Genomic DNA, 11,628 nt, shown 5'->3' on the forward strand with positions numbered 1-11,628 from the left:
GCCGGGCACCGCGCAGCCCCTCGGTGACCGCGCCGACCGGGCAGACGTCACAGTGCCCGGCGGCCTGGCCGAGCCGCCAGACCTGTTCCACCACCCCGGCGGTGTCCGCGACCGGCTCGGTGTTGGCCATCGCGAACACGGTGGTGAAACCGCCCAGTGCCGCCGCCCGGGTACCCGAGGCGACGGTCTCGGCGTCCTCCCGACCCGGTTCGCGCAGATGGGTATGCAGGTCGACCAATCCGGGCAGGGCGATCAGGCCGTCCGCGTCGAGGACGTTGGCGCCGGGCGCGCTCAGGCCCGGCCCGACCTCGACGATCACCGGACCAGCCAGGAGCATGTCGACCGCGGCGGCGCCCAGCGGCCGCACGCCGCGCAGGAGCCAGCGTGCGTTGCCGTTGCCGTTGCCGTTGCCGTTGCCGTTGCCTGGATCGAACGCGGCGACGTTGGCGCGTTGCGTCATGAAGCGGCCTCCAGAACGAACATCGTAAGCAGCGCAGCGCAGGAGACCGTCGGGGACCCGGTCATGCCACCTCCCTGGTGCCGCCCAGCAGCAGATACAGAACGGCCATCCGCACGCTTACGCCGTTGGCGACCTGCTCGACCACTGTCGAGCGGGTCGAGTCCGCCACATCCGAGGCGATCTCCATGCCGCGCACCATCGGCCCCGGATGCATCACCAGCGCGGATGGTGGCATCGCCGCCAGTCGGTCGGCGTCCAAGCCGTACCGACGGGTGTATTCCCGCTCGGTGGGGAAGAACGCCGCCGTCATCCGCTCGCGCTGGACCCGCAGCATCATGACGACATCACTTTTGGGCAGCACCGCGTCCAGATCGTAGGAGACCTCGACCGGCCACCGTTCGACCCCGACAGGCACCAGGGTGGGCGGGGCGACCACCGTCACAGCCGCTCCCAGAGTCGAGAGCAGCCACATGTTGGACCTGGCCACCCGCGAGTGCAGGATATCGCCGACGATCGTGACGGACAGGCCGTCGAGGCGGCCGAGGCGTCGGCGGATGGTGAACGCGTCGAGCAGAGCCTGGGTCGGATGCTCATGGGTACCGTCCCCGGCATTGAGCACGCTGCCACGTACCCAACCGGCGAGCCGGTGCGGAGCACCGCTGGCCGGATGTCGGCACACCACCGCGTCGGCGCCCATCGCCTCAAGGGTCAACGCCGTGTCCTTGAGGCTTTCTCCCTTGGAGACGCTCGATCCGCGGGCCGAGAAATTGATCACATCGGCGGAAAGCCGTTTGGCTGCGACCTCGAACGACGTCCGGGTGCGGGTCGAATCCTCGAAGAACAGGTTGACCACCGTCCGACCACGCAGAGTCGGCAGCTTCTTCACCGACCGGTCCGCGACGGTCGCCATGTACTCGGCCGTGTCAAGCACGAGCAGGGCCTCGTCCCGGCCAAGATCTTCAGTGGACAGGAGATGGCGCATCAACCGGCCCGCCCGTCCGAGACAATCATGACGGCGTCATGGCCGTCGATTTCGGTGAGCCGGACCGCGACGGCCTCCTGGCGGGATGTCGGCATGTTCTTGCCCACATAGTCGGCCCGGATCGGCAGTTCCCGGTGACCGCGGTCCACCAGGACCGCGAGCTGTACCACCCTGGGCCGGCCGAACGCGGCCAGCGCGTCGAGAGCCGCCCGCACCGTGCGCCCGGAGTACAGGACGTCATCGACGAGAATCACTGTCCGGCCGTCGATCCCCCCGTCGGGAAGGTCGGTGACCCCGAGCGGGCGGACCGCTTGAAACCGCAGGTCGTCACGGTGCATGGTCGGGTCGAGCGAACCCACCCCGAGTTCGACGCCTTCCACCGCGCGTACCCGGGCGGCGAGCCGGTGGGCGAGTGGCACCCCGCGGGTGGGTATCCCGAGAAGCACGACGCCGTTTCCGCCGGAGGTCTTCTCCAGGATCTGGTGAGCCATCCGGGTGAGTATCCGGCCGATGTCCGCACCGGAGAGGACCGAACGGGCGGCGCCATGGCCCGATGCCTCCGGACCGGATGAGGACCCACCCGTGGCAGCTGCGGCCATGGCGATGTCCCTCCTTCCCCGCCTCACTGGACGGTCCTTAAAGGAGCGGTCCGGATGACGGTATCAGGCACCTCAGATTGTCACTGCACGTTACATACTTGGAACCCGACGCGTATGAACAGCTTCAAGTGGGGAAGTTCCCACAGCCGTAGCGCCTAGTGCGATCGAAGTGCTACAGAAAGTGGTACAAAGAAAGTGTCAACACGACCCCCCTGGTGTCGAGGCACAACCGACCCGGGACTACTATGGGTAACCACCGGAGGCAAGAGCCCCGGTTCCAACTGATCGACCACGACGGGAGTGGGCACTCCGATGTCCGACTATGCGAAGGCGCTCGGTACTCGGCTGCGCGCAATACGCACCCAGCAGGGGCTCTCGCTTCATGGTGTCGAGGAGAAGTCGCACGGGCGGTGGAAGGCTGTCGTCGTGGGCTCCTACGAACGCGGAGACCGCGCCGTTACGGTGCAGCGCCTGTCAGAACTCGCCGAGTTCTACGGTGTCCCGGTGGGAGAACTCCTCCCCGAAGGTTCAACCGTGGCTCCCCTCGAGCAGTCGCCGCGCATCGTCCTCGACCTGGAGCGTCTTTCCCAGGTACCCAAGGAGCAGGGCGGCCCGCTCGCCCGGTACGCAGCGACCATTCAGAGCCAGCGCGGCGACTACAACGGCCGCGTGCTCTCGATCCGCTACGAGGACCTGCGCTCCCTCGCCGTCATCTACGACACCTCACCGAGCAAACTGACCGAGCAGCTCGTGTCGTGGGGAGTTCTGAGCCCCGAACAGGGCCAGGAAGCAAGCATCAGCGAGTCTGCCTAACCCGCACCCGCCAAAGGGCGCGCGATCATGATTTTCGCGCGCCCGGAGGCGCTCTGCGAAGCCGGCCCCGCCAAAGGGCGCGCGATCATGGTTTTCGCGCGCCCGGAGGCGCCAAGGGGTACCGGCCCGGCCCGGCGGGTATCGGGGGTGCCCGGCGGACCAACCTCAGAACTGATCCTTTTGATGACAAAGGGAACGTTCGCCCCAGCTCAGAGCGCCCGAGGACAGGACTGTCCGGCTATCCTCGGGCGCTCTTGAGGTCAAGCAGTCGCGCCAGCAGGCCGTTGACGAAGGCCGGCGAGCGTTCGGTCGACATCAGCTTGGCGAGTTCCACAGCTTCGTCGATGGCCACCCCGTCGGGGATGTCCTCGCGCCAGAGCAGTTCCAGCGCGCCGATCCGCAGGATGTTGCGGTCCACCGGCGGCATCCGCTCAAGCGTCCACTCCTGCGCATGGTCGGACAGCATCTCGTCGATGTCGATGAGATGCTCGACAACGCCTTCGACCAGGCTGACGGTGTATTCCGACACCGGCGGGTCGGCCTGCGCGAGCCGCTCGGCGAGCGTGTCGGTGAGGCTGTTCCCGCGCATGTCGGCCTCATAGAGGATGTCGAGGGCGCGCTTGCGAGCCTTCGACCGCGCGCTCAGCTGGTCACCCTGCCGAGGTAGCGACCGTCCCTGGTGTCGACCTTGACCTTTTCCCCGGTGGTGATGAACAACGGTACCTGGACGGTGGCGCCGGTCTCCAGCGTCGCCGGCTTGTTACCACCGGTGGAGCGGTCGCCCTGCACCCCCGGCTCAGTCTCCGAGATGATCAGTTCGACGCTCGCCGGCAGCTCCACGTACAGCGGCGCACCATCGTGCAGCGCCACGGTCGCCGTGGTGTTCTCCAGCATGTAGTTCGCGGCGTCGCCGACGACGGCCGGCGGAACGGGCAGCTGGTCGAACGACTCGCTGTCCATGAAGACGAAGTCCGCGCCGTCGCGGTAGAGGAAGCTCATCTCGCGCCGGTCGACGGTGGCTACCTCGACCTTCACGCCGGCGTTGAACGTACGGTCGACAACCTTGCCGGTCAGGACGTTCTTCAGCGTCGTGCGGACGAACGCCCCGCCCTTCCCGGGCTTGACGTGCTGGAACCCGATGACGCTCCACAAGGTGCCGTCGAGGTCGAGTGTCATGCCGTTCTTCAGGTCATTCGTGGTCGCCACTGCGCGCAACTCTCCAGCCGGACCGCCAGGTTGGTCCGTTCGACAGACAGGGATCTCGCGAGAGTCTATCGCCATGCCGGACGGCTGACGGCCGGGTGACGTCTCAGCCGGCGCGAGGGCGCCGAGCCGCGATCGCCCGCAGCGCGAGGAGGTAGGAGTCGAAGCCCAGACCGGTTATGGTCCCGGCCGCCACCGCACTGATCACGCTGTGGTGCCGGAATGCCTCCCGGGCGTGGGTCTGGCTCAGATGCACCTCGACCAGCGGTCCCCCGACCTGGGCGGCGGCGTCGCGCAGCGCGTAGGAGTAGTGCGACCATGCCCCCGGGTTCAGCACGACCGCTGCGTCGTTGTCCGCGGCCTCGTGCAGCCAGGCGATCATCGTGGCCTCGTCGTCGGTCTGCCGGCAGTCGACCTCCAGACCCAGTTCCTCGGCCTGCTCCTGACAGGCAGCCACAAGATCGTCATAGGTGCGGCTGCCGTACACCGCTGGTTCCCGCCGGCCCAGCCGGCGCAGGTTCGCGCCGCTGAGCACCAGCACCTTCACGACCGGACCCTCATGACCGGACCGTACCGACCACAGCCGGGAGCTCGGCGGGTTCCCGGGCGACCTCGGAGAAGGCGGCCACGACCAACGCCGGGTCCGGGTCCTCCAGCATGCGCGGGCGGGCCAGCGCGTCCAGGACCACGAACCGCAGCCGGCGTCCCCGGCTCTTCTTGTCCACCCGCATCGCGTCGAGCAGGTCCGCCCAGCGGTCCGCGCGGTAGGTCGTGGGCAGGCCGATGCGTTCGAGCAGGTCGCGATGCCGGTCGGCGACGGCGTCGTCCAGGCCGGCGGCGAGCCGGCTCAGGGAGGCGGCGAAGACCATTCCGACGGACACGGCGGCACCGTGGCGCCAGGTGAAGCCCTCGACCTTCTCGATGGCATGCCCCAGGGTGTGCCCGTAGTTGAGGATCTCCCGGCGACCGGCCTCCGACGGGTCGGCCGCAACGACGTCCGCCTTGACCCTGATCGACCGTTCCAGCAGCTCACGCTGATGGCGCAGACCCGTCGGGTCGTCATCGAGCAGATCGAGGATGACCGGGTCTGCGATGAACCCCGCCTTCACCACCTCGGCCAGCCCCGAGACGCGCTCGTTGGCGGGCAGGGTCGCCAGGGTCGCCAGGTCACACAGCACGGCCAACGGGTGATGGAACGCGCCGACGAGGTTCTTGCCGGCGTCGATGTCGATCCCGGTCTTGCCGCCGAGCGCCGCATCCACCATCGCCAGGACGGTGGTCGGCACCTGCACGACGTCGACGCCACGCAGCCAGGAGGCGGCCACGAATCCGGCGAGGTCGGTCGTGGCTCCACCACCGAGGCCGATGACGACGTCATCGCGGGTGAAACCGACCTGGCCCAGGACGTCCCAGCAGAAGCCCGCGATGCGCAGCTGCTTGGCCTCCTCGCCGTCGGGGACCTCGACCGCGTGGGCCTCGATCTTCGCCGTGTCGCGCAGATCCGCGACCACGGCGTCCGCGGTCGCCCGCAGTGCCCGCGGATGGATCACCGCCGCCCGGGTCCGGCCGGCCACCAGGTCGGCGAGATCGCCGAGCAGACCCTCCCCGACCACGACCTCGTAGGGCCGCACACCCGCCGGAGCGACCGCCACCCGGGTCACCGGTGCCACCGTCACGGCCCGACCACCAACTTCTCGACCAACTCGACTACCTCCTCGGGTGTGCGACCCGCGGTGTCCACCACCGCGGTTGCGACTTCGGCATACAGCGGCGCCCGCGCCCGCAGCATCGCCGTGATCCTGGTACGCGGCCCCTCGACCAGCAGCGGACGGTCCCGGGCCAGACCCACGCGCGCCACCGCGTCACTGACCCGGACGTCGAGGTGGACGACCAGGTGCCCGCGCAACGACGCCCGCGTCGCCGCGTCCAGCACCGCACCACCGCCAAGGGCAAGGACGCCCTCATGCTCGGTCAGGGCGCGTGCGACCGCGTCCCGCTCCAGGGCACGGAACGCGTCCTCACCGCGCTCGATGAAGATGTCGCCGACCGGCATCCCGGCATGGCGCGCCACATCGGCGTCGGTGTCGCGGAAGGCCGTCCCGAGCCGCCGCGCCAGCACCTGCCCCACCGTGGTCTTCCCGGAGCCGGGCGGGCCCACGAGCACCACGACCGGCCGTCGTCCGCCACCGCCGCTGTCAGCGGCGATCATACCGGCTCCGACCTGATGATCAGCGACTTCAGGTACGCCTCACAGTTGCGCCGGGACTCCTCCACCGAGTCGCCACCGAACTTCTCCACGGCCGCGTCGGCGAGCGCGAGTGCGACCATGGCCTCGGCGACGACCCCCGCGGCGGGTACCGCGCACACGTCGGAGCGCTGCGCGATCGCGACCGCCTGTTCGCCGGTGGCGACGTCGATCGTGGCCAGCGGCCGGGACAACGTCGAGATCGGCTTCATGGCCGCGCGGACCCGCAGCGGCTCGCCGGTGGTCATCCCGCCTTCAACGCCGCCGGCGCGGTCGCTGGCCCGGCGCACCCGATACGGCGCCCCTGACACGCCGTCGGCGGGCAGCCGTTCGATCTCGTCGTGGGCCTGCGACCCCCGCCGCCGGGCCGTGGTGAAACCGTCACCGAACTCCACTCCCTTGATGGCCTGGATGCCCATCAGCTCACCGGCGATCCGAGCGTCGAGGCGACGGTCACCGTGGACGTAGCTACCGAGCCCCGGTGGACAACCGTAGGCCAGGACCTCGACGATCCCGCCGAGAGTGTCGGCGTCCCGACGGGCCGCGTCGATCTCGGCGACCATCCGGATACTCGTCGCCGGGTCGGCGCACCGGACCGGATCGGCGTCCACCACGTCCATGGTCACCGGCTGTGGTGGTGGCGAGCCGGGCGGTGTCTCCACGCTGCCGATCGCCACCACGTGCGAGACGACCTCGATGCCGTAGGCCTGCCGGAGCAGGGCCTTGGCTACGGTCCCGAGGGCGACACGCGCCGCGGTCTCGCGCGCGCTGGCCCGCTCAAGGACGGGCCGGGCGTCGGAAAAGCCGTATTTCTGCATCCCGGCCAGGTCCGCATGCCCGGGTCGGGGCCGGGTCAGCGGAGCGTTTCGGGCCAGACCCGCCAGCTCCGCGGCGTCGACCGCATCGGGCGCATCGGGCGCCATGACCTGGCGCCACTTGGGCCACTCGGTGTTGCGGACGAGGATGCTGACCGGACCGCCCAGGGTGAGGCCGTGGCGCATGCCCCCCAGCAGCTCGACCTCGTCACGCTCGAAGCTCATCCGCGCGCCGCGGCCGTGCCCCAGGCGGCGGCGGGCGAGTTCGTCTGCGATCTGGGAGCTCGACACCCGGATACCGGCCGGCAGCCCCTCGACGGTCGCCACCAGAGCCGGGCCGTGCGACTCCCCTGCAGTCAGCCAACGCAGCATGAATCCAGTCTTCCACGCATGCCGGCCATCGCACGCCGGCCATCGCACGCCGGCCATCGACGCGAACCGGACAGGCGTTGGTCAGCGGCTGCCCAGGACCGCGACGAAAGCGCCCGCGAGCAGAAACGGCCCGTAGGCGATGTGCGCGCGCAGACTCGCCCGCCTGGTCACCAGCAGGAGCAGTGCCCACATCCCGGCCAACGTCATCCCCACCATGAACCCGGTGAGGACGACCGGGGCACCGAGCCACCCAAGAGCGCCGCCGAGCAGACCGGCCAGTTTCACATCACCGAACCCGAGGCCGGCTCCGGGTAACGCCCACAACGCCGCGAACACCGCGGACACGACCGCCGCGGCGAGCACACCGCGCATCCACCGTCCCGGATCCCCATCGGTGAGGGCCGCTATCCCGAACAGCACGGCCAGGATCGGATAGGACGGCAACGTGAGCGCATCGGGCAGGCGGTGAACCCGGACGTCGATGACGGCCAGCGTCACACCCACCACCCCGAGGTAGGCGTATGCCGGCAGCCAGTTGACATGGTCGGCCAGCTTGACGGCGAACGCGACGACCACCACGCCGGTGAGCACGCCCAGCAACCAGCTGGTGGGTACCGGCCCGCGGCTCTGCTCACCGTCCGCCGGCCCGAAGGCACCCACCAGTGCGGGAAGCACCGGCACAGCGCCCAGTGCGGCAAGAACGATCATACTGGTGGACGCGGCCGCAGCGAGGTTCACACGGGTGTCCCGCCGCCGGAACCGACGGCGGCGGTCGGCGCCGGCGCCGATACCAATGCCGATCCCGATCCCGACCGCAGCCCCAGCGCCCGCCGGCCCGCGTCGAGGAGCAGACCCACATCCACCTCGGCGCCGGTGAACAGCCGTACCTGGCCGGCCGCCTGGGCCGCGAGTACGACCAGCCCACCGGCGAGCGCCGCTCCGGCGGCCTGTGCGCGGGCGGCCAGGCGGGTGGGCCACGGGTGGTAGAGCAGCTCGACCAGCGCGGTCGAGGACGGCCACGGGTGGCGTGCCAGATCGTCGGTCACGCCGGCCGGGGTGGTCGCGAGGACGATGTCTGCGCCGCGCAGGGACCCCGGCCCGCCCGGACGGGCGAGAATTCCCGAATCCGGTGATCCCCAACGGTGGACCGTGACGCCGAGCCCGAACGCGCCACCGATGTCGACCAGGAGCGCCGCCGCCGCGGGGCGGCGCGCGACCAGATCGACCCGGTCGGCGCCGAGGCTGGCCAACGCGCCGAGGGCGGCTCGCGCGGTTCCCCCCGCGCCGAGCACCAGGGGGCTACGCGGTGCCACGCCGGGACCGAGAACCTGGGTGACCGCGTGGGCGATGCCCATGACATCGGTGTTGAACCCGTGCAGGCGCGCAGGTGTCCCGCCGGTCGGGCCCGGCCGGACGACGACGGTGTTGACGGCGCCGAGAAGCGCCGCGGTGTCGTCCAGTGTGTCGAGCAGTGCCAGGACGGCCGTCTTGAGCGGCATGGTGAGCGACAGGCCCGCCCAGCCCGGATCAACCCGTACCCGGCCGAGCAGCTCCGCCAGGGCGCTCTCGTCACACTCGACGGCCGTGTAGTCCCAGTCGAGTCCCAGCGCCGCATAGGCGGCTGTATGCAGAATCGGTGACAGCGAATGCGCCACCGGCATGCCGAGGACGGCGGCCCGCCGGCGGGTCACGAGCCCCCCTCGGAACGGTAGCGTGCGAGCGCTTCCTGCCACTCCTTGTCCGTGGTCGCGAAAATCGTCACATTCGACTTCGGCAACGACACGAAGTACAGCCACGGCCCCGCCGCCGGATGCAGCGCGGATTCCAGCGCCCATCGACCAGGGTTGGAGATGGCCCCCGGCGGCAACCCGGACACCTTGCGGGTGTTGTAGGGGTTGTTGGCGTTCAGCTGATTCTGGGTCAGCGGACCCTCGTATTCGTTGAGCGCATACCGGGTGGTCGAGTCGAGGTCCAGCCGACGGAAAGCCCCGGAGGTGTCGGCAAGCCGGTTGTAGATGACCCGGGCCACCTTCGGCCCCTCCTCGGGGTTCTTCACCTCGCGCTCGATGATGGACGCGACCGTGATGATGTCCTGCGGGGTACGGCCCAGAGCAGCCGCGCCAGCCTCGATGTCGATGGATGCCGTCTCCGTCCTGAACCGGTCGACGAACATCTTGACCGTGACAGTGAGCGATGCACCTGGTTGCAGGTCGTAGGTGAACGGGTACAGATAGCCCTCGACCCCGCTGGCATAGGACGGCAGCTGGAGCTCGCCCGGGTTCTTCACGATGGCCTCGAGCGCTGCAAGCGGCTGGCCGGTACGGTCCGCGAGCGCCGTGAGGACCTGCCGGGTGGTCATGCCCTCGGCGATGGTGAGCCGGAACAGCGCGTGCGACCTGGCGTCGAGCAGCGCGGCGAGTGCGTCGACCGCGCGCACCCGCTGCTTGACCTTGTAGAAGCCGGGCTGGATGGACCGCGACCGCTCGTCGGCCGCGGCCGCGTTGACGAACGCTGCCGGGGTTCGCACGACGTCCGCGGACGCCAGCACCCGCGCGATGTCGCGGGCGGTTGACCCGGCCTGGATCTGGATGATGACCGAACCGTCACCGGGCCCGGCAAAGTCGGCGGCCGACTCGCCCTTCGCGATGCGCCCGATCACCTTCCCCGCGCCGTAAATTCCGCCGGCGAGCAATCCGGCTACCACGACCAGGATCGCGACAAGCTTCGGAACGGCAGCGGGTCTGCGTTGTCCGGCCTGGTTACGCCTGCTGCGGCGACCGCCGTCCGATGGGCCGCCGTCGTCGCTGTGGCCGTCATCGCCGTGGCCGTGGCCGTGGCCGTCGTCGTCGTCGTCGTCGTCCGGATGGTGCTCGGGCCTACCGCCGTTCGGCGCGTCACCGAGCAACTCATCGAGATCATCGCTGATCACGCGCTGTCCGCGGGTCGGTCCGACCTCGGTTCCTCGGCTCCCCTGCGCACGCGCATCGAAGCCTCGTCCACCCGTTGACCGGCAGGCGGCGTGACCGCTGCTCGGGCCGCGCCCCCGTCCGGCGGGGCGTCCAGCACGGACTGCAGGATCTGCACGGCTGCCTCCTGATCCACAACTCCACGACGAGCCCGGGCACGCATGCCACGTTCAGCCATCCGACGGTGGGCCACGACCGTGGTCATCCGCTCGTCGACCAGCCGAACCGGGACAGGGGTAACGCGTGCCGCAAGAAGATCGGCGTAGGCCCGAGCCTGGCGGGCCGCTGGCCCCTCGACCCCGGACAGCTGCGTCGGCAGACCCACGACGACCTCCACAGCCCGACGATCCCGAATAATAATTGCAAGCTCATCAAGATCGCGTTGCATTCGGGGATCGCGTCGCAACGTCGTCACCGGAAAAGCGATCCTTGCATCAGGATCGCTGGCGGCGACTCCCACCCGTACCGTGCCCACGTCCACACCGACGCGCACGCCCGTCCGGCGGGTCACCGGGCGCCCCCGCCCCCGCCCCCGCCCCCGGACGACCTCCCGGGCCTCCCGGGCAAGCTAGCGGCGGTGCGCATCCGCGACGTCCGGCACGTCGGCTCGCCCGTCGGACGTCCCACCCGGTGCATCGTCGTCACCGGCGTCACCGTCGTCACCGGCGCCGATCCCGAGAGCCTGCCGAAGTTCATCCTCCCGCTCCGCCATGCCCTCCCGGACGTCCGTCACGAAATCCTGCACCGACTGCGCGAGGGAACCGGCCATGTGCGCCGGGGTGAGCGTGGACGCCGCGCGGGCGGCCCGCCGAACGGTGACCACGCCGACCGCCGCACCAAGGGCGATGTAGAACATCCGGGGCATTATGCACTCCTGCTCTCGGGCCCCGGAACCCCGGCGCCGGATGTCTGCAGCCCCGGTACCCCGACGCCGGCCGTGCCGGCGCGCCGCGCGGTCCGCCGGGACGTGCGGTCGGCCTTGATCTCCGCCGTGACCCGCGACTCGATGTCCGCGCGGCTCCGCTTGGCCGCCGCGCGCCGAACCCCGTAGGTGAACGCCGCGACCCGCACGACCGGACCACCGAGCGTGGCCGCGAACAGCGACGTGAGCGAGGAGATGTTCGTCGAGATCGACTGCACGTTCGCCGTGATGGCGTCGACCCGGTCCAATTC

At 70.1% G+C, this 11,628-nt stretch carries 15 protein-coding genes and 1 pseudogene; 1 reads left to right on the plus strand and 15 read right to left on the minus strand.

Annotated elements, in window-relative coordinates; all coding sequences use genetic code 11:
* The 3 genes from U9983_RS23430 to pyrR all read right to left on the minus strand — a co-directional run.
* The coding region (locus tag U9983_RS23430; RefSeq protein ID WP_322756099.1) for an amidohydrolase family protein at positions 1-337 on the minus strand (337 nt) is incomplete at its 3' end.
* 184 nt (positions 338-521) lie between these two features.
* Positions 522-1,445, minus strand: coding sequence for an aspartate carbamoyltransferase catalytic subunit (locus U9983_RS23435; protein WP_416211499.1), 924 nt, complete (start codon positions 1,443-1,445; stop codon positions 522-524).
* Positions 1,442-2,041, minus strand: coding sequence for a bifunctional pyr operon transcriptional regulator/uracil phosphoribosyltransferase PyrR (gene pyrR / locus U9983_RS23440; RefSeq protein ID WP_322756090.1), 600 nt, complete (start codon positions 2,039-2,041; stop codon positions 1,442-1,444). The genes U9983_RS23435 and pyrR overlap by 4 nt, the downstream gene beginning before the upstream one ends.
* A 312-nt stretch (positions 2,042-2,353) precedes the next feature.
* On the opposite strand from pyrR, the gene U9983_RS23445 reads away from it, so the two are divergent.
* Positions 2,354-2,854 carry a transcriptional regulator gene (locus U9983_RS23445; RefSeq protein ID WP_322747533.1) on the plus strand — a complete coding sequence of 167 codons (501 nt, stop codon included), beginning with the start codon at positions 2,354-2,356 and terminating at the stop codon, positions 2,852-2,854.
* Between the two features lie 238 nt (positions 2,855-3,092).
* Here the strand turns inward: U9983_RS23445 and nusB are convergent, their stop codons facing one another.
* The 12 genes and pseudogenes from nusB to U9983_RS23505 all read right to left on the minus strand — a co-directional run.
* The gene (gene nusB, locus U9983_RS23450; RefSeq protein WP_322756100.1) at positions 3,093-3,500 is read right to left on the minus strand and encodes a transcription antitermination factor NusB; all 408 of its coding nucleotides are present in this window, start codon (positions 3,498-3,500) and stop codon (positions 3,093-3,095) included.
* Positions 3,497-4,060: an elongation factor P gene (gene efp, locus U9983_RS23455; protein ID WP_322756091.1), complete on the minus strand. Its 564-nt coding sequence runs from the start codon at positions 4,058-4,060 to the stop codon at positions 3,497-3,499. Before efp ends, nusB begins: the two co-directional genes overlap by 4 nt.
* A 103-nt stretch (positions 4,061-4,163) precedes the next feature.
* Positions 4,164-4,604, minus strand: a complete 441-nt coding sequence (gene aroQ, locus U9983_RS23460) for a type II 3-dehydroquinate dehydratase (protein WP_322756092.1) — start codon at positions 4,602-4,604, stop codon at positions 4,164-4,166.
* A 10-nt stretch (positions 4,605-4,614) separates the two neighbouring features.
* Positions 4,615-5,733, minus strand: coding sequence for a 3-dehydroquinate synthase (aroB, locus tag U9983_RS23465; RefSeq protein ID WP_322756093.1), 1,119 nt, complete (start codon positions 5,731-5,733; stop codon positions 4,615-4,617).
* Positions 5,730-6,266: a shikimate kinase gene (locus tag U9983_RS23470; RefSeq protein WP_322747538.1), complete on the minus strand. Its 537-nt coding sequence runs from the start codon at positions 6,264-6,266 to the stop codon at positions 5,730-5,732. Before U9983_RS23470 ends, aroB begins: the two co-directional genes overlap by 4 nt.
* A complete protein-coding gene (gene aroC, locus U9983_RS23475) occupies positions 6,263-7,489 on the minus strand; it encodes a chorismate synthase (protein ID WP_322756094.1) in 1,227 nt (408 codons plus the stop codon). The genes U9983_RS23470 and aroC overlap by 4 nt, the downstream gene beginning before the upstream one ends.
* An 81-nt stretch (positions 7,490-7,570) precedes the next feature.
* Positions 7,571-8,227, minus strand: a complete 657-nt coding sequence (locus tag U9983_RS23480) for an A24 family peptidase (protein WP_322756095.1) — start codon at positions 8,225-8,227, stop codon at positions 7,571-7,573.
* A complete protein-coding gene (locus U9983_RS23485; protein ID WP_322756096.1) occupies positions 8,224-9,180 on the minus strand; it encodes a shikimate dehydrogenase in 957 nt (318 codons plus the stop codon). Before U9983_RS23485 ends, U9983_RS23480 begins: the two co-directional genes overlap by 4 nt.
* Entirely contained in the window at positions 9,177-10,418 is a 1,242-nt protein-coding gene (gene mltG / locus U9983_RS23490; RefSeq protein ID WP_322756097.1) for an endolytic transglycosylase MltG, read from the minus strand. Before mltG ends, U9983_RS23485 begins: the two co-directional genes overlap by 4 nt.
* On the minus strand, positions 10,415-10,966 hold the full coding sequence (gene ruvX, locus U9983_RS23495) for a Holliday junction resolvase RuvX (protein WP_322747543.1): 552 nt from the start codon (positions 10,964-10,966) through the stop codon (positions 10,415-10,417). Before ruvX ends, mltG begins: the two co-directional genes overlap by 4 nt.
* Positions 10,967-11,023: 57 nt before the next feature.
* Positions 11,024-11,320: a hypothetical protein gene (locus tag U9983_RS23500; protein ID WP_322756098.1), complete on the minus strand. Its 297-nt coding sequence runs from the start codon at positions 11,318-11,320 to the stop codon at positions 11,024-11,026.
* Positions 11,320-11,628 (minus strand): annotated as a pseudogene (locus U9983_RS23505) (DUF948 domain-containing protein); the annotation flags it as partial. The gene U9983_RS23500 and the pseudogene U9983_RS23505, both read right to left, overlap by 1 nt.

The organism is Protofrankia sp. Cas3 (genome assembly GCF_963555955.1).
Lineage (GTDB): Bacteria > Actinomycetota > Actinomycetes > Frankiales > Frankiaceae > Protofrankia.